The sequence below is a fragment of the Dyadobacter sp. SRI_021 genome (genome assembly GCF_057586235.1).
Genome location: NZ_JBYCZM010000003.1, coordinates 648,167 through 671,624 on the forward strand (window position 1 = coordinate 648,167; position 23,458 = coordinate 671,624).

Below are 23,458 nucleotides of genomic sequence, written 5' to 3' on the forward strand. Positions count from 1 at the left end.
AATAGTTATGACCACTTTATTCAAATACGCTCGCATTTCACTTTGGTCACACGTTCGTTGATAATTTTTTGGTAGGCTGAAATATGCCTAGTTTTATGGGCGAACATTCAATAAAGTACCTTCCATGTTACTCGGATCAGATGTGAGAATTGCCGTTATCGGACTTGGTTATGTCGGTTTGCCGCTGGCCGTCGCTTTTAGCAAAAAGTATCCCGTAACCGGCTTCGATATCAAAAAAAGGCGCATTCAGGAGCTGAAAGATGCTTATGACACGACCAAGGAAATATCCCGTCAGGATCTGCGTGAGGCTGTTAACCTGACGTTTTCGTGGGATGATGAGGCATTGAAGGAGTGCAACGTGTTTATCGTGACTGTCCCCACGCCCGTAGATCATTACAAAAAGCCCAACCTCACTCATCTGCTGAGAGCCAGTGCAATGATTGGACAAATGCTAAAAAAAGGCGATGTGGTAATCTATGAATCCACAGTTTATCCTGGCTGTACCGAAGACGATTGCGTGCCAGTGCTGGAACGTGAAAGTGGCTTGAAATTCAATGAAGGTTTTTTCTGTGGCTACTCGCCTGAACGCATCAATCCTGGGGATAAGGTTAACACTTTCACAAAAATCAAAAAAGTAACCTCGGGCTCAACGCCGGAAACGGCTCGTTTCGTGGATAGTCTGTATGCGTCGGTGATTGATGCAGGTACGCACCTGGCGTCCAGTATTAAAGTAGCGGAGGCCTCGAAGGCAATTGAAAATGCGCAGCGGGACGTAAATATCTCGTTTGTAAATGAGTTGGCGCTGATTTTCGACCGGATGAACATCGATACCACGGAGGTGCTTGAAGCCGCTGCTACGAAGTGGAATTTCCTGAAATACAAACCGGGGCTTGTCGGCGGGCACTGCATTGGCGTCGACCCGTATTATCTGGCTTACAAAGCAGAGTCGTTGGGGTATTATCCACAGGTAATCCTTTCCGGCCGTAGAGTAAATGATATGATGGGTGTATTTGTGGCTAACAAGCTGGTGAAGCTTATGATCCGCAAAGGGCATAAGATCGAAGGCAGCCGTGTGCTGATTCTTGGTATTACATTCAAGGAGAATTGCCCCGACATCCGCAATACGCGGGTTATCGATGTTTACCGCGAGCTTACCGACTTCGGCATGCGGGTGGAAGTGTACGATCCCTGGGCGTCGGGAGAGCAGGTACTGGAAGAGTATAATATTGCATTGCTGGACAAGCCCGCGGGCACGTACGAGGCGGTTGTCCTGGCCGTGGCGCATCAGGAGTTCAAGACAATGGAGTTCGGCGGGTTTACCGTCCCGGATTCGGTCGTATTCGATTTGAAATCAGTATTACCACAAGATATGGTCGATTCAAGACTGTGACCGGTGTTTATTCCCGCCATCCGAAGATGTTCAGCTGCAAATCCATCACGTCGTTACCACGGTAGCGATGGTTCACAAATGGCCGGAGCCGGTGCTGATTGGTATCCACATAATAACGAAAACCGTTCTCTTCAAAAACCTTCACCACATCAGCCAGGCCCTGCGCATTGCCGATGTAGGAGTGGAATTCCACGAAAAGGTTTTGCACATGCGCGAGTGAGTCCCGGCAATCATGCAATACGTCGATCTCAGCCCCTTCAATATCCATTTTCAGAAAATCAATCCGGCTTTCCTTTTCCAGAAAGTCTTTCAGGCGAATGGAATCGATTTTTCGCTTTTGGGCGGTCGAATAAATGGAAGAAGAATCCGCCGATTCGCTGCCGAACCAAATGCCATCGTCATTGATCCACACGGCTTTGTCAATAATCTCGACATTGTTCACGCCATTGCTTCCAAGGTTGTGGCGTAACAGCGAGGCAATTGCGGGCTCAGCCTCGAATGCAAGCAATCTGGCTTTGGGGAACAGTCTTTTGAAATACAGAACGCTCATTCCAATATTCGCACCGCAGTCGAAAATCACCGGTTGGGATTCCGTGGTTTCAAAGTAATAGAACTCGTCTGCGAAGATTTCCTTATGCTGCCAAAGGAACGACATGGTATCCGGGACTTTCAGTTTGAATCCGTCGAATGCGACGTCCGTCAGCTTGTAGCGGGCGCGGTTGCCATATTTGAGCAGCAATGCCATAAATTCCCGGTTCCGGGCCGAGCCGAGGGCATGATAAGGTTCTTTAAGCAGGTAACGGAGCCAATACATATGTATAGTAGGTCAAATGCCGTATTTGACCCGGTTTTTGATTTTTAAAAGGAAAGGTAACCGGTAATATTGCCGGAATGCAGTGATCAAACCAGCGTCAGGTTTCAAATCGGGGGGCATAACCACGTCTCCTTCCGCCATTTCTTCTCCGTATTCCCCGGATTTGAAAGTAAAATTAGTGCCGCTGCCGTCGGTTCCGATATTTTTGATTTTGGAATGAACCGGATAAAGTCCATACGCGTCGTTGGCGAACTGTGAATAAGTCCAGCGGATAGCCCACGAATCGATCACGCCTTTTTGTTGCTTGGCCAGCATCGGCCACAGGTCGTCACCGCCCTGGTTAAACGCATTTTGCCGTTTGTCGTCGTTTTTCAGGCTTTGAAAATCACGCACCTGCCAATCGGCCTTTGCCCATTTGTGTGCCCAGGTTCCCCAGCCCCAGGAGCTTGCCCGCGGTACCAGGTACAGGTCATGCGGGTAACTTTCCGGAACGTCGATAGGTGGAGTGTAACCGGTTACCGAAAAAATATCAGATCGCCCGGCATAGACGTCCAGCGCCTGGTTCATAAATGACAAAAAATCTGTGGTGCTCAGCATATCGTCTTCCAGTACAATCACATTAGTGTGTTTGGAAAGCACATAGCTGACTCCCTCGATCACAGAAACCGCCAGGCCCTTATTTTGCGGAGATTCGAAGATCGTTACACTTTTGAAACCCGTAATGCCCGAAATGTACTCGCGCACCTCATTCACAGCTTCCGCCTCTTGCGTGTACTTTAGCCCGTCGGAATAAATATACAATTCGCTTTCGGAAGCGAGCGCATTCATTTGCAGGCTCTTGACGGTCTGCTGTAAATGCCAGGGGCGGTTATAGCAAAAAAGAACGATCGGGGCATGGGCGCGCATGAGCTCATTTGTCTGTTATCGTTGCAAAAGTAGGCCGAATCGTTTCTAAATCACAACAAATGCGAAAGTAGTAAAAAGTCGGGGCGGCGAGTTTTGGTGGCCAAACTGTACTACCTTTGCAGAAAAACTGTCGTCGAAGTCGTTGAAAATAATATGCGTGATGGGCGCGCGGCCCAATTTTGTGAAGGTAGCGGCCCTGTACAGAGCCTTCTCAAAATATCCGGGATTTTCCGTCAGCCTGGTTCATACAGGTCAGCACCACGACGATGCCATGTACAAGGTATTCCTGACGCAGCTAGGCCTTCCTGAACCGGATTTCTCTTTGTGCATTCACGGCGGTTCCCACACCAGACAGACGGCAGAAATCATGCTGGCTTTCGAAAAGGTGCTTTCGAGCGAAACCCCGGACCTCGTGGTGGTTGTCGGCGACGTCAATTCGAGTTTGGCCTGTGCATTGGTGACGGCGAAAGAAGGCATAAAGCTGGCGCATGTGGAGGCCGGATTGCGGAGCGGCGACAAAAGCATGCCCGAGGAAGTCAACCGCATTTTGATCGACCATATGTCCGACGAGCTTTTTGTTTCAGAGGAAGCGGCTGTGAGCAATCTGCAAAATGAAGGTATAGCACCGGGCAAGATCCATTTCGTGGGTAATGTAATGATCGACTCGCTGGTTTCTTGCCGGGAAAAAATATCGGAGCTCGCATTGCTGAAAGATTTGGGATTGGAAAAAGGTAGTTATGTGGCGTTGACGATGCATCGGCCGTCGAATGTAGACTCGCCTGCAGGCCTGGCATTGCTGGTGGATTTGATACAAAACTTGTGTAAACTCAGGCCGGTCGTTTTTCCGGTTCATCCCAGGACAAAATCGAACCTTATCAGTCATGAATTCTGGAATCAGCTCGAAAATTGCAACGATTTGTATTTGCTGCCACCCCAGGGTTATCTGGAATTTATTAATCTGATTTCCAATGCAGCTCTTGTGATCACCGATTCTGGCGGTGTGCAGGAGGAAACTACATTTCTGGGCGTGCCCTGTGTGACTTTCAGGAAGTCCACGGAACGTCCATCGACAATCCGGGAGGGGACGAACAGACTTGTGGGTGATTTGGACGTGGCTTATGGGATGGGTATTATAAGTGAAGTTATAAACGGAGAGAAGAACCAAACTTCTTTGCCTGCGCTATGGGACGGCCTTGCATCGGACCGTATTGTGCAAATAATCCAAAAGAAGTATTTAAAATAGATTGATGTGGGAATTGTTGTTCGACAAAGCTTAAAGGCGGGGATTGGCTCCTATATCGGGGTTGGGATTGGAATTATTAATCAAATGTATGTTTCTACCAAATTTCTTTCGGTAGAAGAATTGGCGCTGACCCGGCTGCTTTTCGAGAACAGTTTACTTTTTGCTGCTTTTGCACATTTGGGTACGCCGCTTATCGCGGACAAGTTTTTTGCAAACTTCAGGGATGACGATTCCGGGCACAATGGCATATTGCCACTCCTTTTAGGTTTGCCGTTTGTGGGAGGTTTATTATTCACGATCCTTTACCTGCTATGTTCGGGATGGATACAAGAGTATTATTCCGAAAATTCCCCGTTATTGATCAAATACCATATTCTGGTCATTCCTCTGACGATATTCTGGCTATACCTGGCTGTATTGGAATCTTATTGCCGGAATAATTCGCGCATTGCAGTTCCCAATTTTATCCGTGAAGTTTTCCTGCGATTGGCCAACATAATGGTCATTGTGATGTTCGGATTCGGTTGGGTGAGCTTCCAGGTAATGCTCTGGATGCTGATCGCGTCTTATGGGCTGGCCCTGATCTCTCTAATAGTTTATATTCATAGGCTGGGGAAATGGTATTGGTTTAAACCCAATCCGGAAATACTCACCAGGCCATTATTCAGAAGCATGCTCGCCTACGGAAGTTTCTCAATTCTCGGAGGCATAGGCGTAAACCTGATGCTTTTTATCGACCGCTCGATGCTGGCGGGAGAGCGGGGGCTTATTCAGACAGGGATATTTATCATTGCCGCATATATAGCCGGGGTAATTGAAATACCCAAGAAGGCTATTTCACAAATATCGATTCCTTTATTATCTACCTCCCTGGGAAAGGAAGATTATGAATTTGTTCGTCAGATCAACGTCAAATCAGCATTGAACCAATTGATCGCAGGAGGATTATTCTTTTTGCTGATATGGAGCAGTATTGATGATATTTTCCTGCTCATTCCCAAAGGCGAAACCTATCGCGAAGGTAAGCTCGTGGTGCTTTTCCTGGCATTGGTAAAAGTATTCGATACCGGAACAGGGCTCAATACGGAAATAATCCTCTATTCGAGGTTTTATAAATATGCAACGTACCTCATTCTGGGGTCGGCTGTTTTGGGCTTTTTATTGAACGTCTTGTTCATACCCATGTATGGTTTTATCGGGGCTGCGTTAGCTACCATGATCACGACGTTTCTTTATTCAATGTCGAGGTTATTTCTGGTCTGGCGTAAATTTGGCGTTCAGCCTTTCTCGCAGGGAACCGTGAAAGTTGTACTGGTGCTGGCTGTGTTGTATTTATGCACTTTTCTTGAACCGGCATATACTATTTCCAAATTGTCGGCCATGATCGCGATCGTGCTCCGGTCGGCGTTTTTATGCGTGGCTTTCGCAATTTTGATACTTAAACTGGATGTTTCGCCGGAGATAAGGGCGCTTTTTGAGACAGCCAAAAAGCGGCTGCCCTACGTGAATGGTAAATGATCCGAAGCGTGGCATAATTAAATGTCCATTTTCCGGAACCGGATTCTTCGTGCGCTTTTGATGCGTTCCTGTACAAATTCCAGGTCGCGTAAATAAATGGTGTCGTGGGAGCCGGTGGTTTCCAGTTTTTGCAGGATTCTTTTAAATGGATCATAGCTGTGCGGAACAAATCCCAGGTCCAGCAGCTTGTTATGGAGGTAATTTTGTCCAAACTCGTATTGATCTGAGAGGCCATTCGTTTCCATAATGATCACCCTCAAATTGGGATTGGACAAGGTATTGGGCGCGCCGTTGATGACATTGGCCTCAAAGCCCTCTACATCGATCTTCAAAAAGTTCGCCGTTTTGTCTGCCAACAGGTGGTCCAGCGTGTCAACGGGAACTTGTATAGTAGCGCCTGCGGATTCATGACTGTTGGTGATTACGTGGTTGGTGGCGTCTAAATTGTTGGTAAAGACCAGTTTTCCCTCCTTATCACCTACCCCAAGGTTGCGCAGGTCAACCAGGCTTTCCAGCTGATTGTAGGTTACATTTCTTTTTAATTTCGAGAACGTCGACGGGATCGGCTCAAATGCGATTGTGTTGGCCCCCGCTACGCCCGCAGCCAGGATCGTGTATACTCCCACATTGGCGCCTACATCCACGAACGTGTCGCCTGGACGCAGGTAATGCGTAAGGAAGAGCATTTCGTGAAGGTCATACAGCCCTGTATAAATCTGAAGTTCGGCACTGGACATTCCCTTTTCGACTACCAGTGAAGTGTTTTCGAGAAATGGGTACACCATCGGGTGGTGATGCAAGCGAACGACAATCCCTCTTTTGAAGAACGTCATCAAGGCCGGGAGTTTGTTTTTCTGATTTAAAGGGTGACTCAGTATGGTCTTGATCGTCTTTAACTTCATCAGGCTGTTCGAGGTTTTATGCCAGGCCGGGCAGATTTTGGCTGCTAATGTAGCTATTTGCCCCCTGTAAGCAAAACGTTCCTGACACGTCCCTCCGATGGCTGGATCTAGTAAACTATCATGAGGCTACCCTGTTTTACCAGCTTTTCTCCCGAAAAAATGCGGAATGCGTAGCTGCCGGACGGCACCAGTTTGTCCCTGTACTTGCCATCCCATTCGGTGGTGTAACCTTGGGAATAATAAATTACCTCACCCCACCGGTTGAAAATGTAAATGCGCAACGTTTCCACCCCCTCGGCATTGTAAATTTTCCAGGTATCGTTTTTGCCGTCATGGTTAGGTGTAAAAATGTCGGGAACCAGTAATGAGGACGCTTCTTCCGGTGGATCCACACAGTTTTTGACTTGCAGTATTTTGCTTAATTCGAACGGAGCAGGTTGGCTGAAGCACGTCAAATCGAACTCAACAGTCACGTTCACTTTTATTGGATAGTCGAACGTTTTTTTCTCTGTTTTTAGTAATAGCACCGATGACGATTCGGATTGTGCCACATCATCGACTTGCCATTTAAAAAGAGAGCCTGGTTTGTCGGAAACAACTTTCAGCGAAACAGGCTCGCCGCCGCAAATCTGGTTTCTGTCCACGGTTAACTGACCGTTTATGGGATCTGCAGGAATATTGGGACCATTATACAATGCATCTATCTCCGCCTTGTTCAACGGCCGGTTATAGAGGTGGATGTCGTCCAGGCGCCCAAAAAAGGCCTGCCCGTAATTATTGCGTGCGCCAATCATCGCATGCACGGTATTGACTCCATAGAAAGCGTTTTTTCCGTTCGCACTGTTGGAGCAAACCACTTGGCCGTTGACGTAGAAATAGTAATTGTCGTCATCCCTTACCAGCACGAGGTGATACCATCGGTTGGTCGGCTCCACTGATGGTCCTGAACACAGGATATTGTCGGCAACACCCAGGTACGACCCGTGTGAAAAGCCGGTATGCCTGTCATTGGAATAATGGTCGCCGAAGAGGATGTGCTGGTCACCGTAGTCGCTCCCGACCGAGAACAGAAACATGGCAGTTGTGGGTGAGGGAGCGTAATCGGGATAGGCCCATACGGAGTAAGTGAAATTGTTAAGTTGCAAATCGGCGGCGCCGATCTCAATCCTGTCGTCGTAGCCGTCGAACTGATAGGCGGAATTGGAATTACCGAAGCGGTCGGCGGTAAGTTGGGCGCCCGATACGACTCCGTGATTTGCGATCGGACTGTAATCTTCTGCAGTTCCTGAAAACGGGTAACAGCCAACTAGCCCTCGTTCGAGATCGATTTGGGCAAATGCAGCTGAATGAACGTAAATGATAGAGAGAAGGAAGGCAACCCTACGAATAAGGCTCATAGTTTAGGAAATGTACGTGAATGAGGTAGTAAGGTCAGTAATTTTTCTAACTTCCGAAAAGAATCGGAGATTCCCGATCCCGTAAAAATTCAGATCATCGCCTCGTAAATAATTTTGGGACATCCCTGGCCACCAATGCGCCGCTTGAAGCTCGCTAATGATGTCTTTTCATGACCGAGGTGGTCGAGAGAAATGCCAAGGTCCAGGATTTGTATGCCGTTATTTCCGCAATATTGATAGGCGGTTTCAAAAAGCATGAGTGGGGGGCTAATGGTGCGGAATTCCGGAAGAAAACCAGACAGAAAATGGTAAAGCACGTGGCCGGCGACGCGCACCAGTAACGCCGCGGCGACGGTTTGTTCCCCGTTTCTAGCCGTTACTGTAACGTAGCTTTCGGGTGAGGCACTAACGATCCGGTTCAATTCTCCAGGCGCCACCCGTAGTTGTCGGCCGTGCGCACGGTCGCATTCGCGAAGCATGGTTCCTGTTGTTTCGTCACAAAACCCCTGTTTCAGATAAATATGTAATCCCGTGTTTTTGCCTTTGGCTAATCGCCGACGCTCCGCTGGCTCAATAATCTGGTCAAAACGCTGACCAGTAATAGGAATATAATGATTAGAATAGGTATGATTGGGAGAAAAACCGGCGGCGAGGTAGCTGCGATGGCAAATTTCGTGGGTAAGCGGGTGGTAGCATGCCGGCGCTGTTTTCACGGTGAGTGTTTTGCATCCCATTCGGATTGCCCATTTGCGGATGCAGAAAAGCAGGAATGTCAACTGGCGCTCATGGCAGTGTGCTACGGGCATGATGCCGCCGAACGGGGCTAACGGCGGGGAAGTCCATTGCTGAGCGCCTGGCAGGCAGTGAAATACGGCCAAAATATGACCGGATTCTTTGGAAGTAAGAATAAATGAATAAATTAGGTCAGAACTCTGCATGGCAAGTTGTTCCTTCCCAAAAAAAAGCCATGGGACGGTCGTAGGAAAGGGCGCTTCCTGCATTGGAAATACATCCACGACGCTGTCGTTGCTGGTCCAGGAGCAAAGAGAAGTGCGTGTAAAACTATTACTGATCGGGCTCAAAAGTTATAGTATGTGTGTTAAATGTGCTCAGATCAAGGATTTTGATAAATAATTGATATACTAATTTGATATTTTTTATGTTTAATACAATGCTGATTACTATTTTTGTTAATTCATCAAATCAGTTCAACCAGGATGTACAAAATTGTACTGGTTGGTAATCAGGATTTTCAGTTCAAGGGCAATCATCATGCTGGAAATTGATTGTCCGGATTAATTTGACACCAGTAGTTTTTACATCCATTGGACCCAACCCATCCATGAAACACATACTGATCGCCGAAGACCATGCTGTGGTAAGAATCGGTACCAAACACCTCCTCAAATCACTAATTCCGGATTCAACAATTTCGGACGTTGACGATTTTGATAAAATTCTTCAGGAACTCGAGACCAAAGCTTATGACCTCCTGATTCTGGATATCAATATTCCGGGCGGTAACACTACCAAAATGGTGGAAACCATTCGCGCGAAATCGCCAGGCGTCAGAATTCTTATGTTTTCGAGTTATGACGAACAACTCTATGGCTTGATGTACCTTCAAGCAGGTGCTGACGGATACCTGTCGAAAGATGCACCGGAAGAAGAGTTCAAAACCGCTGTTATGAGCGTTCTGAATAATAAGAAGTACATGAGCGAAGATATGCAGCAAATGAATATCAACCGTCTCATCAATCCAAAGGAATATATGCCGGACCCGATCGTGAGCCTTTCGCCGCGCGAGACCGACGTGATGAATCTTTTGAAAGAGGGGTTAGGAACCGCAAAAATCGCCGAAAAACTGAACTTGCAGCTCTCCACTGTCAGTACTTACAAAGCCCGTATTTTCGAAAAACTGGGCGTTAAGAACATTGTAGAGCTGATTACCAAGATTAAGTAAATTATTCTTACCATACCGAAAAAGGTTTCTGTACCAGGTGCAGAAACCTTTTTTTGTGAAATCAATCGAGTGAAATTCATGCGTAAGCTGAGTGTAGATGAAATGGGCCGGATGTCGGTCGATGAGTTTAAGGAATCGGAAAAGTTTCCGTTTGTGATCGTGCTGGATAATATCAGGAGCCTGAACAACATCGGCTCGTTTTTCCGGACTGCGGATGCGCTGCGGGCAGAGAAAATAATCCTCTGCGGCTACACCCAGGCGCCGCCGCATCGCGAGATCACGCGCAGTGCCCTTGGGGCAGAAATGTCGGTAGCGTGGGAGAAATGCCCGAGTGCGGCAGAGGCCGTTAAAATGTTGAAATCGGAGGGGTACAAAGTTTGGTGTGTAGAACAGGCCGAGGGAAGTATGCTGCTGCAGAATTTCGAGCCGGATAGGGGAGTTCCTTATGCCTTTGTATTTGGTAATGAGGTAGAAGGCGTGAGTGATGCCGCGATCGCAGAATCCGACGGTTGTCTGGAAATCCCACAGTTCGGGACGAAGCATTCTTTCAATGTCTCGGTATCGGCAGGAATCGTATTGTGGGATTTTGTAAAGAGAAATATAACATAAAAATAATACGGAAAATTTGCTATTTATAAATTAATAATGGGTATTTGTAGGTTATTGTCTGACGGCAATTTTGACCTGAAACAGCTCCCGTACAGGGCCGGGCTCCATGTATTATTTATGAAATTCTTAATATCAGATTTATGAAATCCGCTACCAAAAAGTTATCGACAGAGATTGCTGAGACACTTACCGGAAAGATTGAAGCAGTCACTGCCGGTTCGAAGAAAATAAAGAAATCGATCGAAAAAGCGGCCGCAAAACTGGCAAAAAAAGTAGCCAAGTTTGAAAAGGAAACTCTAAAGAAGAAAGCCAAAGAGGCCAAGAATGCGGAGAAAAAAGTAAAGGATAAGAAAGAAGGCAAGAAGAGTAAAGCGGAGAAGAAAGAAAAAGTAGCAGCGCTGGTAGCAGCTGCTTCATCCAAAGTGCCTGTGGCTGCCCCTGCGAAGCCCACTGTAGGTAAAGAAGCGAGTGCTCCGAAGCCCGCGACAAAACCAGCTGCTGCTCCGAAAACTGAGGCACCTGCGCCTGCACCTGAGAAAGCATAACAAAAGGTAGATGCCTGAAAAACGACCAGCAAAGAAATTCCGTTGCTGGTCGTTTTGCTTTTAGATTAGCTGGTTCGGCCTATCGTAACGAGCAGGCGGCCGGTCAGGCCCTTCTCGGCACGGTGTGAGAAGTAATCCTGGTTGTGAATCACGGTCGAATAAGGTGAAACTTCTATTTGTTCAGGCTTTATACCACTGCGGGTAAGCTGGTCGCGGTTGGAGGCTTTCAGGTCCACGAAAAATTTACCGGCTCCTTCGTCCCAGCGTTTATAGGCCGGGGTGAAATGCTGCGCAACATCCTCACCCACTTCAAAGCTGCATTCATCAATGCAGGTGCCTACATATCCGAAACAATCTTCGGCTCGCGTGCCGTAATTTTTCTGTATGGTAGCGACGGTCTTTTCTACAATGCCGCCTACTGTACCGCGCCAGCCGGCATGAATGGCCGCCACCGCACCCGTTACGGGGTCGTAAATCAGGATAGGTGTGCAATCGGCGACAGTAACCGCGAGCTGAATGCCTGCTACGTTGGTTACAAGGGCGTCGAATCCCTCGAAACGCGCCGGAGAGGTAACCGTTACAATGTCGGTACCATGCACCTGATGTGCTTTTGCGACATTTTCGAACGGTATACCTAGTGCCCCGAAGAATATCAGGTTGTTCTGCATGATATTTTCGGGGGTATCCTGTGAGCCTCCGAGGTTCAGCGACGCGTAATGGCCGGTACTTACACCGCCGTGGCGTGTACTTTCAGCGGCAACCAATTCAGGGAACTGGTTAAATATCTGTGGTTTACGGAATATCGGTTGCTTGTCGGTCGTGGAGAAAGCTAGCATTCTTCTGGAATTAGTGGAAATCGGTATCAAAATTAAACGATCGCACCGCCGGATTCATTTCGGGCCGAATTTATTTTGAGGCATTGCCGTTATGTGCCCGGGAGTTCCCCGTAAACGAACCGTAAAATAGCGGGGTACAGATTTTGAGTAGAATTCAGCTAAATTTGTGCCGAGCGACTCCGCTTATTCAATGAAACAGTGACTATGATAAAAGTGAGCGTGTGTGTAGTCACCTACAACCATGAAAAATTTGTAGCAAAAATGCTGGACTCGATCCTGATGCAGCAGACTACATTTGATTTCGAGATTATTGTAGGAGATGATTTTTCTAAAGACAACACCCGGGCGATATTAACCGAATACCAGCAGCGTTTCCCCGATAAAATCAGGCTATTGTTGCACCCGAAAAACCTGGGCCTGAACGGGAAATTCAATGCATTGGCGACCTTTGCCGCTGCCAGAGGCGAATATATTGCCCAGTTCGATGGCGACGATTATCTAATCGTATCGGACAAGCTGCAAAAGCAGGTGGAAATGATGGATGCGAATCCGCATTACTCGGCTTGTTTTCATAATGCAAGGGTGATTTATGACGATAACGCAGCCCCACCGCACCTGGTCAATTGGATTAATAAGAAAGAATTTACGGTTGATGACCTTATCGGAGAGGACGAACTTTGCTTTATCGCGACGTCGAGCCTGATGTTCCGGACTGAGGATTTTGCTAAAAATCCGGATCCTGAATGGACGAACCGATCAACTAGCGGTGATATTCCCCGTAACATCATGCTCGCAACGCGCGGGCCGATTGGCTATATTGACGAAGTAATGTCGGTCTACCGGAAGCAGCGCGGAGGCGCGAGCTTTGCGGATAATCATTACGGGAAGGATTTCCTTTTCAACCGTATTGAAATGTATTCCAATATCGATAAGGAATTGAAATACAAATACCACGACCGGCTCACTAAGAATATCGCTACGTACTACTATAAAATGCTGTTTTCGAGAGAATATGGCGACACTTACTGGCCACGCGTCAAATATGCGGTGAAGTACCTTTCAATGGCCGACCCATCGCCGGAGCGGAAGAAGGAGGTGATCCGGGATTTCATCATTCCGCCGTTTTTTATGAAAATATACAGCTTTTTCGCCCTGAATTTCTATAACCTGAAAAGCAAGTTATCGGGGTAAATGATAGCAATAAAAATGGCCGGTTCGAACCGGCCATTTTTGTTTTAGAACAACTTCTCTTTCGGAGGCGTAGCACCCTTCATGCGAATGTAAGGGGTCGTTTGTCCGCGGTGGTGAGTCTGGTGTTCGAAAGCCTTTTCAAATGCAGTTCCGGCCTTCATATCCATACCGAATACTTTTACATCCTTCGCGAGGTCGGCGTCGGTCATTCCTTTCAATGCTGCGATCACGAAGTCGTAGCTCTCCATCACGCCTTTAGTTACAGCTTCTTTCGACTGGTCAGCGCGCTTTTCAAGAGAACCTTCGGGTTTCGCTTTGCCGGTTGCCGCCGAAACAAACAGGTAGTTGGCATCTCCAAGGTGATCCATCTGCGCCGCAAACGACCGGATTTCAGGGGTAGGTTTCAAGGCGTAGCCGTCTTCCGGCATTGCATCCAGGTATTCTTTAGTGTATTCCTTTGCACGCTCCCAATCCTTAATGTACTTGGCCGTCATGGTTTGCGCGGATGCCACTTTGCCCGCCACTAAAAGCATACAGATAATAGCAATTTTTTTCATTCGATTTTTGTGTTTGGTGGTTGATAAATTTCGCGAAAGGTAACGGTAAGGAATGCGATTGTCAACACGGGAATCAAATATTTAAGCAACGGTAATGTGTCGCTGGGTGACATACGGCTGGGCGGGTTTCAAGAAAATCGGACTATAATCGCGGAGGTTAGGCGGGTTATTATTTTATTTACTATCCACACCCATTTATGCAAAGGACCGCTATGCCCGGAACTTCCGAAGAACGTGCGCAGAAATACCTCAATCTCGGCCACAGCGAGGCAGAGAACCATGCCAAAACCCAACTCGAACTATATGAAAAGCGGGTGGAACAGACGTCGTCGGTCACCAATGTCATTTCTGAATTTTTCAAAACCAATCTGATCGGCTTTGCCTGGCATTACCTGCGCAGCCGGTTTGGCGCAAGGCATCCCTACCAGGCGTACCCGCGTAATGGCGACACGGGCGTTTACCCGCTGCAGTCTTCCATTGCTTCGAGAGATGAGATCAGCATTGCATTGCTTTCGGATTGGGCCAGTGATACGGCCGAATCCGATGCGGTGGCGAATCTCGTCGCACGTCATGCACCCGATTACACCGTTCATATGGGTGATATTTACTTCGTAGGAACCCCCAAAGAAGTGGAAGAGAACTTCACAGCCCCATACGCCTCCTGGTATTACGGCGCTTCGGGCAGTCTGGCGTTGTCGGGAAACCACGAAATGTATTCCAATGGCAATGCATTCTTTCAGCATTTGCTTCCCGCGATGTATGCGCAAGTGGGTGATGTGCGCAAAACACAACAGGCCGGTTTTTTTTGTCTGGAGAACGACCATTGGCGCATTATCGGCATTGATACCGGCTATACCTCGGTAGGCAGGCCTTTTCTTGAAATACTCTCTCCGCCGGATTGTCATTTGCGGAAAGAGCAGGTGGCATGGTTGCGCGACGTGGTGAAGATCGGCGATCCGCTCGACACGCGCGGTATTGTAATCCTGAGCCACCATCCGTATATGTCGGCATTCCGGGAAGAATACATCCGGCCCGGCGAGCAGTTGCAAAAGCTTATGGGCGACGCACAGCGACCGGTTGTCTGGATCTGGGGGCACGACCACCGCCTGGTAGCATACCGGTTCGACCGGAATGGTAAGGGGCCGCAGGCTTACGGGCGCTGCATCGGACACGGCGGACTTCCGGTCGAAATCAGGCCACCCGATGCGGGAGAATTATTTAAAATCGACTATTACGACACACGGGTGAGGAAGGAAATCAAAGGCCGTGCGCTGGGGTATAACGGGTTTGCGCGATTGCTGCTGCGGAACGAGAAGCTCGTCGCCGAGTACCGCGACCTGGAAGATACGTGCGTGATGGAAGAAAGCTGGACCGTAAACAAAGCGAACGACCAACTCGAATGGGAGGTGATTAATGTCCTTCCCGAGCTGGCCGTCCGTTGAATATGATCATGCCCTCGCGGGCTGCTTGTCAGTGATGATCGTCGTGGCTTTTGTCTTTGTAAAACGCTGCGAAAGTCACAACCAGACCGATGGTGCCGAGGATGAATACGAACAGGTCACCAAATACTGCCAGGATGATGAAAAGGATAATAAACGCTGCGATGTAAGCGAAGGTTGGCAGCGAAGTAGATTCGGTATGTGATGTTTCAGACATATTCGGAATGTATTAATAGCTTTCGATGCTGCGAAAATAGTAAATCGGGGTTAAGTTTCTCGCATTCACCTGTATTTTTTAGTCCTGTTTCAGAAATCTGTTCTGGTGCGCAGCGGTAATGCAGATTTCGGGATTTGAGTGCAATTTGCTGAGAGTCAGAGATAATTTGTACTATTTAAACAAAGTGCATAGTGCTGGGCAGTTTCGTGGTATCCTCCTAAGAATGGAAATGGCTATTCAAATAACTTTCAAGTGTCTCTGTATTTGGTAGTTGAATTCTATTTTAGTATAAAGTATTTTTGAGGTATTGATTTTCGGAATTATGTTCTGCAAATCGAGGATTTGATGAAATAGAAATATTTTAATAAACCTAGCACCTCACTCCTATGAAAATCTTTTTCACCTTCTTACTCGCTTTTTTATGCAGCGTCTTTGCTGCCCGCGCCCAAACGGTAACAAATGCCGAACCTGACGCCTACTTCGCCGATTTTTACGTGATGCAGGTCAAACCGATGCAATTCGAGCTGAGTTACAAATACCCTAAAACCGACCGTGTGCTGGTGCGGATCAGGGACGAAGAGCAGAACGTTATTTTTGTTGAGAAGACGCTCGTTTATAAGCGTTACCACAAGAATTTCGATTTGTCGGTGATGAAAGATGGTAAATACACCTTCGAATTGACCGACGGCAATGAGAAGTTTGTGCAGACTTTCATCATAGCGACAAGGACGGAGCGTATGGCTACGGCTTTGTAGGGTTGTTCGTTACCCCAAAATCCATACTTTTGTTTTAGTAATCACTGACCGTCTTTCCCGCGTGCGGGAATGCGGGTTTTGCCTCTAAAACAATTGCCAATGCCCTATATTATCGGTTGTGATATCGGCACAACAAACGTCAAATCGGTAGCCTTCGATACCGTTTCGGGTACAATCCTCGCGTCGCATAGTGAAAGTTATGAAATGCAGCATCCGCACCCGGATTGGAGCGAGCAGGATCCGGAGCAAATTTTTCAGGCAGCCTGCAAGACGTTAAAAAAGGTAACGGCTAAATGCAAGGACCATGGCGGACCGGTTGGTATCTGTTTCAGCGCCGCCATGCATGGTGTGTTAGCGCTTGATAAAGACGGAAAGCAACTCACCAACCTGATTATCTGGGCTGATAACCGCAGTGCTGATATTGCTACCCGGTTGCGGGCGTCACAGGTAGGCAAGAAGATTTACTATAACAACGGAACGCCCATTCATGCAATGGCGCCCGTGTGCAAGTTGCTGTGGATGAAGAAAAATGCACCGGATACTTACCGGAAGACAAGCAACTTCGTAGGCGTGAAGGAGTATATCGTGTATAGGCTCACGGGAGAGTTTCTGGTGGATTATTCCATTGCTTCCGCTACCGGAATGTTCAATATCCGCGAATTGCAATGGGATGATTACACATTAAAGAAGTTAGGGCTTAAAGTAGAAAAACTGCCCAAGGCAGTATCACCCTACCATATTGTAAAGTTACGCGGCGATAATCCCGCAAAATTGCCGGAGGGCACTCCGCTGATCATGGGAGCGAGCGATGGTTGCCTGGCCAATCTCGGCAGCGGTGCCATTAGGAACGGCTCTATGGCCGTCACAATCGGTACCAGCGCAGCCGTGCGCATATGTTCCGCAAAGCCATTCTCCGACCCGCTGATGCAGACTTTCTGCTACGTGCTCGATGAGAAGACCTATATCGTAGGTGGGCCATCCAATAACGGAGCTGTCATTTTTGAATGGTTTATGAATACATTCTTCCCCAGGGAGTCGTACGAGGCGGTTTTCAAGGAAGCCGAGGGGATTAAACCAGGCGCGGAAGGATTGCTCTTTTACCCATACCTGTTGGGAGAGCGTGCACCGCTTTGGAGTTCCTCTGTGCGCGGCGGGTTCTCGGGACTCGACATTACGCATACACGCGCGCATTTCGCACGGGCGGTCATGGAAGGTATTTTGCTGAATCTTTACAGTATTGCCAAAATACTGATGGAAATGCAGGAAATCGACACGATCTATGCCAATGGCGGTTTCGCCCGGAGTGCTGCCTGGGTACAGATGCTTTCGGACGTGTTTGGTAAGACGGTGAAACTGAATGAAACAGTCGAAACAGGCGCGGTAGGCGCCGCTATGATGGGGTTGAAGGCGTTGGGTGCTGTGAAAGACTTTTCAGAGCTGACTGCTTTTACACGGGCAGGACAAGCATTTGCATCACACAAAGACATTCATGAACAATATGATGCACTCGCCGGGAAATTCAAAAAGGGAGCTCACCTGATGATGGCCCACGCGGTGTGATTGAGCGGGGAAACAAAAAAGGCCTCCCGACGGGAAGCCTCTTTGCATAAATCTAACTATCCTATTAAAACTTGTAAGTAACGCTCAAACGATAATTCCTCGGAGGATCGGTTTGCCAGTAGTAGGCCTTTAACCAATCGTAATAGCCGCCGCTGTACAGGTATTTGTCCAGAATGTTGAACACGTTCGCTGTCAGGCGGATGTTGTTTTTCTCCCAAAACACACCTCCGTCCAGTTTGAAATAATCAGGCTGGTTGAGGCTGCTATTGGTGGTCGACCAGTTGGTGGTAGCACGTCCTGCCAGATAAGTGAAGCCCGCAGAGATACCCGCGTTTTTCAGCGAGCCGTGTTGTACCTTATAGCTCAACCAGGCATTGGTTGTGTGCTTGGCATACCCAGGAATCAAATCACCTACCTTCATGTCCGTTACACCCTCAGCCACTTTCGTTACTTCTGAAATGGTGTAAGCGTAGTTGGCGGTTAGGTTAAGACCGTTGATGATCGTGCCGCGAAGGTCGAATTCAACGCCTTGGGCTCTTTTTTGGCCCAATACCATGCTCAGGCCTGAGTTCGGATTGGTAGGATCGCCAGTGAGCTCGTTGTTTTTCAAAATTCTGTAGAATGCAAGAGTCGTATTCCAATGGCCTTCCGCCCAGTCGCGTTTTACCCCGAACTCAGTGTTGTTTCCGGTAATGGGTTTCACCGAACCGCCGCCGATCAAACGGCCGGATTGCGGGATGAATGCCTGATCGTACAATGCGTATAATGAGGTATTCCTCGTCAGCGAAACGCTCAGGCCGACACGCGGGGTGAAGTGCTTCGCTTCCTGGTTCGGGCCTCCGTATGCCGATTGCTTCACATAAGTGTAACGACCAGCCAGTGTCAGACGAATGCGGTTATCGAGGAAACCGAGTTCGTCTTGCAGGTAAAGACCTGTATAGTTCTGGTCCTGCAAGCCTCCGCCGGCTGCTGCGCGCGATTCAAGGGGCATGGAGCGATCGAATGTGGGGTAACCCATTACCGGCGTGCCATAGTAGGGGTTTTTAGGGTCGAATTCAGCACCGGCAGAGTCCAGCGCGTACGATTGCGACCAGTCGGCGAAGTAGTGTTTGTTGCCAACATCAATACCACCCAGAATACGGTGCCTTACCGCACCGGTTTTTACGTCGCCATTGATAAACACCTGCCCGAGTGTCATTTCGCTCTTCGCATCCCAGAGACCTACGCCGCGGTACATAAGACCGTTCGATTTGATAGAATCCGGCCACATGCTGCTGCCGGTCTGGTTGTAATTGAAATAGCCCACCTGCGCAGTCAGTTTCCAGTTGGGGTTGAGCTGGTGCTGTAAATTCACAAACACACTCTGGTCGTTGATTCTGGTCGGGGCGATGCCGGGAGCCATTGTCGTGAAATCGCGCGGCAACGTAGCGTAGCCGTCGGGTGAGAATACATAGAACGATCCTACGTTCGACATTTTCGCATATTGCAGTGTATATTCGGCCGTCAACTTAGTCTTCTCGTCGATTTGGTAAGAAATGACCGGAGCAATGCTGTAACGGTTGTTGTATTCATACGGACGGAATGAACCTTTGTTTTGTGCTGCTACATTAAGGCGGTACAGGAATTTGCTATCCTTGCTCAATTTACCATCGAGGTCGAGGGTAGCACGGTAAAGGCCGAAGCTGCCCACATTGAAACCAACTTCGCCTTTGGTCTGACCGGTAGGTTTTTTGGTTACTACATTATACAAACCGCTCGGGTCGCCATTCGCAAGCATAAAGCCGGCAGGGCCTTTTACGAATTCGATGTGATCGACGAAACTCATATCCTCTGTCAACGGCCCCCAGTAGGAATTTACGACATTGAAACCATTGCGGAAAGCCTGGATCTGCGAGCCGCGCATGCTGATATTGGCGTACATATCACCCCAGTGTTCGAGACGGACCGCACCGCTGACATTGCGGATCAGACCATCACTCATGCTGATCACCTGCTGGTCGGCCAGTACTTTTGAGGTGACAACCTGTACATTCTGAGGTGTTTCCAGAATCGGGGTGAGGAGTTTCATACTGGATGAGAACTGATCCGATTTGTAAGTAGTACCGCTTTTGACGATCACTTCCTGCAATTCATTGGCGCTTTCGGCGAGGGTGAAAGAAACGCTCACCGTTTCTCCGGCCGCTACTTCCACATCCTTTTCAACGGTGGCAAGCCCTACGAAGCTTACGAGCAATGTATAGCTTCCGGGTTTAATTCTTTCAATTGTGAATTTTCCTTGATTGTCAGAGACGGCGCCGCGGGCAGATCCTTTTATTCCGACTGAAACTTGCTCGGCCGGCTGTCCATCCGAGCTGAGTATCTGTCCTGATATTCTGCCGTTTTGCGCAAATGCGGAAACGCTTATCAGCAGTAATAGGAAGAAAATATAAAATTTTTTCATTTATCTAAAATTGGACTAAATAGTTAACGAGCCGCAAATATCTGTCGGGAAACCTTATGAGGCAAGGTTTTATTTAGATTTATTTAAAATAGTAGTCAACTGTTTGTTACATAAATATTTTAGCCATAAAAAAGCCGCATCGTCCCAATAGGCGATGCGGCTGCATACGGCATGAAATGTCGCCGCTATTTTTCTTCTGCGGGTTTCACCGCTTCCACCATTTTCACGGTAATCATCTTTTTTTCCGATGAATTGCCCCATGAATTCATGATGTAATTCATCACATCGGCGATTTGTTCGTTGGCAAGGCCCGGCTCCGGCATCATATTATCATAGGACACGCCATTTACCGTCACCTTTCCAATCAGCCCGAACTTGATCGCCTGGATCGCATTCTCGGGCGTTTTCATCAGGTAGTCCGATTTGGCGAGCGGTGGGAAAGTGGCCGTAATGCCCTCGCCGGTGCCCATATGGCAGGAAATGCAGTTTTCGGAGTAAACCATTTTACCACGTTCGATGCTTTGGGCAAGTTCGTCGTCCTGCGTGCGCGGAATCGCGGCGCAGAAAATGGCGGTTGAGAGTAGTGTTAGTAATAGTTTCATGGTGATGTTTGGGTTAAGATGCTGCGAAGCTCCTGCTTTGCACACACTATTCGCAGGCCTCTGGCCGATCTTGCATACCTGACCGGCCGGAGGCCTGCGAATATGCGGCACGAAGCAGGAGCTTCGCGCCATTGTTATTTCGTGAGCGAGAAAGGTGCGGCTTCCGGCTTCGTTCCCCAGCTTTTCGAAGGCTTGCCGCTCAGGTCGAACTGCACGCTTCCGCCTTTCTGAATATCGCCGTGTTCAAGATACGTCTTGTCGTAGGCCTTGCCATTCAGCTTGGCGCCCTGGATGTACAGGTTGCTGTCGCTGCTGGCGGGGGCCTCGATGGTGAATTTCTTGCCGTCTTCCATTGTCAGAGTCGCTTTTTTGAACAACGGCGAGCCGATTACATATTGCGTTGTGCCCGGAGTGACAGGGTAGAAGCCGAGTGATGAGAACACGTACCATGCTGAAGTCTGGCCATTGTCTTCGTCGCCGCAGTAGCCGTCCGGCGTAGCCTGGTAAAGGCGCTTCATTACCTGCCTTGTCCAGTATTGTGCTTTGTCAGGTGCTCCCGCGTAATTATACAGGTAAATCATGTGCTGGATCGGCTGGTTGCCGTGCGCGTAGTTACCCATGTTCATGATCTGCATTTCGCGGATTTCGTGGATCGGGAAGCCGTAGTAACTGTCGTCAAATACCGGAGGTAATGTAAAAACCGTATCCAGTTTCTGTACAAATGCTTCGCGACCGCCTACGAGGTTGATCAGCCCTTTCACGTCCTGGAAAACCGACCAGGTGTAGTGAATACTGTTGCCCTCTGTAAATGCATCGCCCCATTTGAATGGATTAAATGGTGACTGGAACTTGCCGTCCTTGTTCTTACCGCGCATCCATTTCGTTTCAGGATCGAACAGGTTTTTGTAATTCTGGCTTCTTTTCAGATACAGATCAACTTCGGACTGCGGCTTTTTCAACTCTTTCGCCAATTGGGCAATGCAAAAATCAGCATAGGCATATTCCAGTGTACGGGCTGCATTCTCATTGATTTTTACATCATAAGGAACGTACCCCAGCTCATTGTAATATTCATGTCCGAAACGCCCTACCGAGCTTACCGGACCTGCATTCTGTGTGTTTTTCAGAATAGCCTCATACAGTTTATTGATATCATAGCCGCGGATGCCTTTGATATACGAATCGGCGATGAGTGAAGCGGAGTTGGAGCCTATCATACAATCGCGGTGGCCGGGGCTGGCCCATTCAGGCAGGAAGCCGCTTTCGTCATATGCATTGGCCAAGCCCTCCATAATGTGCGAATTTAATGTCGGGTACATTAGCGTGAAGAATGGGAACACTGCACGGAAAGTATCCCAGAAACCATTGTCGGTGAACATATAACCCGGGCGCACTTCGCCATTGTAAGGACTGTAATGCACCACTTTGTTGGCTTTGTCCATTTCATAGAATTTCCGCGGGAACAGCAGTACGCGGTACAAGCATGAATAGAAAGTGCGGATCTGATCAATATTATCGCCTTCTACTTTAATGCGCGACAACTCGGTGTTCCAGGCTTGTTCGCCTTTTGCTTTGGTGGCGTCAAAAGAATCACTGCCCAGCTCACGTTGGAGATTCAGTTCTGCTTGTTCAGGACTGATAAAAGAGGATGCCACTTTAATTCCCACCTGCTCGCCTCTTTTTGTTTTAAAACCAACTACTGCACCTACATGGGCGGCACTGAGTTCCAGCGTGTCTTTCGCCAGAGTTTTGCCGTGAAATGCGGAGGAGAATGTGAATGGTTTATCAAAAACCAGAACGAAGTAGTTTTTGAAATTGGCAGGCACGCCGCCGCTGTTTTTGGTGGTGTAACCAATGATTTTACGCTCTTTGGGGAGGACTTTTACATAAGAACCCCTGTCAAATGCATCCAAAAGTACAAACGAAGTATCGGCCTTCGGGAAGGTTATGCGGAACTGCGCGGCACGCTCGGTCGGCGCGATTTCCGTCGTAACGTCATAATCTGCCAGGTATACCTTATAATAATGCGGCTTTGCCGTTTCGGCTTTGTGCGAGAACCAGCTGGCGCGGCTTTCTTCGTCGATTTTCAGCTTGCCGGTAATCGGCATGATCGCGAACTGGCCGTAGTCGTTGATCCACGGACTGGGCTGGTGGGTTTGCTTGAAACCACGGATTTTCTCGGCGTCGTACATATAAGCCCATCCGTCGCCCATTTTACCGGTTTGGGGCATCCAGAAGTTCATTCCCCAGGGCAGGGCAATCGCCGGATAAGTGTTACCGGCCGATAAGCTGAATTTCGATTGCGTGCCCATCAGAGGGTTTACGTAGTCGACCAGATTGGCGGTTCCTTGCCCGTAGGATAATTGCAATGAGGCAATAATGGTAAAAAGGCAGGACAGGAGTTTTTTCATGTCGGGGATAATTCTTTTTTATATTGGTTTCGGAATTCAAATGCAGGGACAAAAGTAATCGAAGGGCAGAGAACAAAAAGTAATGGAGCCAAAGATTTCCCAACGGCAGGTTTTCTGCCATTTTGTACCGGCATAATTCTTTTTAACGTTGACGGACGGAGGC

At 48.3% G+C, this 23,458-nt stretch carries 21 protein-coding genes; 10 read left to right on the forward strand and 11 right to left on the reverse strand.

Annotation, left to right across the window (positions count from 1 at the left end):
* Positions 1 to 124 precede the first annotated feature (124 nt).
* On the forward strand, positions 125 to 1,390 hold the full coding sequence (locus tag AC2YIT_RS11985; RefSeq protein WP_487279311.1) for a nucleotide sugar dehydrogenase: 1,266 nt from the start codon (positions 125 to 127) through the stop codon (positions 1,388 to 1,390).
* A 7-nt stretch (positions 1,391 to 1,397) separates the two neighbouring features.
* Here AC2YIT_RS11985 and AC2YIT_RS11990 read toward each other — a convergent pair whose 3' ends face one another.
* Together AC2YIT_RS11990 and AC2YIT_RS11995 are read right to left on the reverse strand one after the other, a co-directional pair.
* Positions 1,398 to 2,204: an FkbM family methyltransferase gene (locus tag AC2YIT_RS11990; RefSeq protein WP_487279312.1), complete on the reverse strand. Its 807-nt coding sequence runs from the start codon at positions 2,202 to 2,204 to the stop codon at positions 1,398 to 1,400.
* A 12-nt stretch (positions 2,205 to 2,216) separates the two neighbouring features.
* On the reverse strand, positions 2,217 to 3,110 hold the full coding sequence (locus AC2YIT_RS11995) for a glycosyltransferase (protein WP_487279313.1): 894 nt from the start codon (positions 3,108 to 3,110) through the stop codon (positions 2,217 to 2,219).
* Between the two features lie 142 nt (positions 3,111 to 3,252).
* On the opposite strand from AC2YIT_RS11995, the gene wecB reads away from it, so the two are divergent.
* The gene (wecB, locus tag AC2YIT_RS12000) at positions 3,253 to 4,353 is read left to right on the forward strand and encodes a non-hydrolyzing UDP-N-acetylglucosamine 2-epimerase (RefSeq protein ID WP_430844926.1); all 1,101 of its coding nucleotides are present in this window, start codon (positions 3,253 to 3,255) and stop codon (positions 4,351 to 4,353) included.
* A gap of 84 nt (positions 4,354 to 4,437) precedes the next feature.
* Entirely contained in the window at positions 4,438 to 5,871 is a 1,434-nt protein-coding gene (locus AC2YIT_RS12005; protein ID WP_487279314.1) for a polysaccharide biosynthesis protein, read from the forward strand.
* Positions 5,872 to 5,888: 17 nt separating this feature from the next.
* Here the strand turns inward: AC2YIT_RS12005 and AC2YIT_RS12010 are convergent, their stop codons facing one another.
* The 3 genes from AC2YIT_RS12010 to AC2YIT_RS12020 all read right to left on the reverse strand — a co-directional run bounded on the left by AC2YIT_RS12010 (position 5,889) and on the right by AC2YIT_RS12020 (position 9,252).
* The gene (locus AC2YIT_RS12010; protein WP_487279315.1) at positions 5,889 to 6,773 is read right to left on the reverse strand and encodes an FkbM family methyltransferase; all 885 of its coding nucleotides are present in this window, start codon (positions 6,771 to 6,773) and stop codon (positions 5,889 to 5,891) included.
* A gap of 107 nt (positions 6,774 to 6,880) precedes the next feature.
* Positions 6,881 to 8,170: a LamG-like jellyroll fold domain-containing protein gene (locus tag AC2YIT_RS12015; protein WP_430844931.1), complete on the reverse strand. Its 1,290-nt coding sequence runs from the start codon at positions 8,168 to 8,170 to the stop codon at positions 6,881 to 6,883.
* Between the two features lie 89 nt (positions 8,171 to 8,259).
* Positions 8,260 to 9,252, reverse strand: a complete 993-nt coding sequence (locus tag AC2YIT_RS12020) for a GNAT family N-acetyltransferase (RefSeq protein WP_487279316.1) — start codon at positions 9,250 to 9,252, stop codon at positions 8,260 to 8,262.
* Between the two features lie 260 nt (positions 9,253 to 9,512).
* Here AC2YIT_RS12020 and AC2YIT_RS12025 point away from each other — a divergent pair, with 260 nt between their 5' ends.
* The 3 genes from AC2YIT_RS12025 to AC2YIT_RS12035 all read left to right on the forward strand — a co-directional run bounded on the left by AC2YIT_RS12025 (position 9,513) and on the right by AC2YIT_RS12035 (position 11,287).
* The gene (locus AC2YIT_RS12025) at positions 9,513 to 10,133 is read left to right on the forward strand and encodes a response regulator transcription factor (protein WP_106599727.1); all 621 of its coding nucleotides are present in this window, start codon (positions 9,513 to 9,515) and stop codon (positions 10,131 to 10,133) included.
* 78 nt (positions 10,134 to 10,211) lie between these two features.
* On the forward strand, positions 10,212 to 10,742 hold the full coding sequence (locus AC2YIT_RS12030; protein ID WP_487279317.1) for an RNA methyltransferase: 531 nt from the start codon (positions 10,212 to 10,214) through the stop codon (positions 10,740 to 10,742).
* 140 nt (positions 10,743 to 10,882) lie between these two features.
* A complete protein-coding gene (locus AC2YIT_RS12035; protein WP_487279318.1) occupies positions 10,883 to 11,287 on the forward strand; it encodes a histone H1/H5 family protein, HCT subfamily in 405 nt (134 codons plus the stop codon).
* Between the two features lie 65 nt (positions 11,288 to 11,352).
* Here AC2YIT_RS12035 and pgeF read toward each other — a convergent pair whose 3' ends face one another.
* Positions 11,353 to 12,123, reverse strand: coding sequence for a peptidoglycan editing factor PgeF (gene pgeF / locus AC2YIT_RS12040; RefSeq protein ID WP_487279319.1), 771 nt, complete (start codon positions 12,121 to 12,123; stop codon positions 11,353 to 11,355).
* 204 nt (positions 12,124 to 12,327) lie between these two features.
* Here pgeF and AC2YIT_RS12045 point away from each other — a divergent pair, with 204 nt between their 5' ends.
* On the forward strand, positions 12,328 to 13,314 hold the full coding sequence (locus AC2YIT_RS12045; protein ID WP_430844936.1) for a glycosyltransferase family 2 protein: 987 nt from the start codon (positions 12,328 to 12,330) through the stop codon (positions 13,312 to 13,314).
* 44 nt (positions 13,315 to 13,358) lie between these two features.
* Here AC2YIT_RS12045 and AC2YIT_RS12050 read toward each other — a convergent pair whose 3' ends face one another.
* Complete coding sequence (locus tag AC2YIT_RS12050; RefSeq protein ID WP_430844937.1) at positions 13,359 to 13,871, reverse strand: DinB family protein; 513 nt, start codon at positions 13,869 to 13,871, stop codon at positions 13,359 to 13,361.
* Between the two features lie 197 nt (positions 13,872 to 14,068).
* Here AC2YIT_RS12050 and AC2YIT_RS12055 point away from each other — a divergent pair, with 197 nt between their 5' ends.
* Positions 14,069 to 15,313 carry a metallophosphoesterase family protein gene (locus tag AC2YIT_RS12055; protein ID WP_487279320.1) on the forward strand — a complete coding sequence of 415 codons (1,245 nt, stop codon included), beginning with the start codon at positions 14,069 to 14,071 and terminating at the stop codon, positions 15,311 to 15,313.
* Between the two features lie 28 nt (positions 15,314 to 15,341).
* On the opposite strand, the gene AC2YIT_RS12060 is transcribed toward AC2YIT_RS12055, so the two are convergent.
* Positions 15,342 to 15,527 (reverse strand): hypothetical protein, encoded by a 186-nt coding sequence (locus tag AC2YIT_RS12060; protein ID WP_430844941.1) that lies wholly within the window; start codon positions 15,525 to 15,527, stop codon positions 15,342 to 15,344.
* Between the two features lie 386 nt (positions 15,528 to 15,913).
* Here AC2YIT_RS12060 and AC2YIT_RS12065 point away from each other — a divergent pair, with 386 nt between their 5' ends.
* The gene (locus tag AC2YIT_RS12065; protein WP_487279321.1) at positions 15,914 to 16,282 is read left to right on the forward strand and encodes a hypothetical protein; all 369 of its coding nucleotides are present in this window, start codon (positions 15,914 to 15,916) and stop codon (positions 16,280 to 16,282) included.
* 99 nt (positions 16,283 to 16,381) lie between these two features.
* Positions 16,382 to 17,842 (forward strand): gluconokinase, encoded by a 1,461-nt coding sequence (locus AC2YIT_RS12070; RefSeq protein WP_487279322.1) that lies wholly within the window; start codon positions 16,382 to 16,384, stop codon positions 17,840 to 17,842.
* Between the two features lie 64 nt (positions 17,843 to 17,906).
* Here AC2YIT_RS12070 and AC2YIT_RS12075 read toward each other — a convergent pair whose 3' ends face one another.
* The 3 genes from AC2YIT_RS12075 to AC2YIT_RS12085 all read right to left on the reverse strand — a co-directional run bounded on the left by AC2YIT_RS12075 (position 17,907) and on the right by AC2YIT_RS12085 (position 23,295).
* Entirely contained in the window at positions 17,907 to 20,282 is a 2,376-nt protein-coding gene (locus tag AC2YIT_RS12075; RefSeq protein ID WP_487279323.1) for a TonB-dependent siderophore receptor, read from the reverse strand.
* A 185-nt stretch (positions 20,283 to 20,467) separates the two neighbouring features.
* Positions 20,468 to 20,884 carry a c-type cytochrome gene (locus tag AC2YIT_RS12080; RefSeq protein WP_487279324.1) on the reverse strand — a complete coding sequence of 139 codons (417 nt, stop codon included), beginning with the start codon at positions 20,882 to 20,884 and terminating at the stop codon, positions 20,468 to 20,470.
* A 134-nt stretch (positions 20,885 to 21,018) separates the two neighbouring features.
* On the reverse strand, positions 21,019 to 23,295 hold the full coding sequence (locus tag AC2YIT_RS12085; RefSeq protein ID WP_430844950.1) for a GH92 family glycosyl hydrolase: 2,277 nt from the start codon (positions 23,293 to 23,295) through the stop codon (positions 21,019 to 21,021).
* Positions 23,296 to 23,458: the final 163 nt, after the last annotated feature.

Excerpts from the sequence above, each read along its gene's own strand:
- AC2YIT_RS12045 (WP_430844936.1), top strand. The coding sequence starts at position 12,328 with ATGATAAAAGTGAGCGTGTGTGTAGTCACCTACAACCATGAAAAATTT.
- AC2YIT_RS12070 (WP_487279322.1), top strand. The coding sequence starts at position 16,382 with ATGCCCTATATTATCGGTTGTGATATCGGCACAACAAACGTCAAATCG.
- AC2YIT_RS12025 (WP_106599727.1), top strand. The coding sequence starts at position 9,513 with ATGAAACACATACTGATCGCCGAAGACCATGCTGTGGTAAGAATCGGT.
- AC2YIT_RS12010 (WP_487279315.1), bottom strand. The coding sequence starts at position 6,773 with ATGAAGTTAAAGACGATCAAGACCATACTGAGTCACCCTTTAAATCAG.
- AC2YIT_RS12050 (WP_430844937.1), bottom strand. The coding sequence starts at position 13,871 with ATGAAAAAAATTGCTATTATCTGTATGCTTTTAGTGGCGGGCAAAGTG.
- AC2YIT_RS12075 (WP_487279323.1), bottom strand. The coding sequence starts at position 20,282 with ATGAAAAAATTTTATATTTTCTTCCTATTACTGCTGATAAGCGTTTCC.
- AC2YIT_RS12005 (WP_487279314.1), top strand. The coding sequence starts at position 4,438 with ATGTATGTTTCTACCAAATTTCTTTCGGTAGAAGAATTGGCGCTGACC.
- AC2YIT_RS11990 (WP_487279312.1), bottom strand. The coding sequence starts at position 2,204 with ATGTATTGGCTCCGTTACCTGCTTAAAGAACCTTATCATGCCCTCGGC.
- AC2YIT_RS12030 (WP_487279317.1), top strand. The coding sequence starts at position 10,212 with ATGCGTAAGCTGAGTGTAGATGAAATGGGCCGGATGTCGGTCGATGAG.
- AC2YIT_RS11995 (WP_487279313.1), bottom strand. The coding sequence starts at position 3,110 with ATGCGCGCCCATGCCCCGATCGTTCTTTTTTGCTATAACCGCCCCTGG.
- AC2YIT_RS12065 (WP_487279321.1), top strand. The coding sequence starts at position 15,914 with ATGAAAATCTTTTTCACCTTCTTACTCGCTTTTTTATGCAGCGTCTTT.
- AC2YIT_RS12085 (WP_430844950.1), bottom strand. The coding sequence starts at position 23,295 with ATGAAAAAACTCCTGTCCTGCCTTTTTACCATTATTGCCTCATTGCAA.
- AC2YIT_RS12035 (WP_487279318.1), top strand. The coding sequence starts at position 10,883 with ATGAAATCCGCTACCAAAAAGTTATCGACAGAGATTGCTGAGACACTT.
- pgeF (WP_487279319.1), bottom strand. The coding sequence starts at position 12,123 with ATGCTAGCTTTCTCCACGACCGACAAGCAACCGATATTCCGTAAACCA.
- AC2YIT_RS11985 (WP_487279311.1), top strand. The coding sequence starts at position 125 with ATGTTACTCGGATCAGATGTGAGAATTGCCGTTATCGGACTTGGTTAT.
- AC2YIT_RS12060 (WP_430844941.1), bottom strand. The coding sequence starts at position 15,527 with ATGTCTGAAACATCACATACCGAATCTACTTCGCTGCCAACCTTCGCT.
- AC2YIT_RS12080 (WP_487279324.1), bottom strand. The coding sequence starts at position 20,884 with ATGAAACTATTACTAACACTACTCTCAACCGCCATTTTCTGCGCCGCG.
- AC2YIT_RS12015 (WP_430844931.1), bottom strand. The coding sequence starts at position 8,170 with ATGAGCCTTATTCGTAGGGTTGCCTTCCTTCTCTCTATCATTTACGTT.
- AC2YIT_RS12055 (WP_487279320.1), top strand. The coding sequence starts at position 14,069 with ATGCAAAGGACCGCTATGCCCGGAACTTCCGAAGAACGTGCGCAGAAA.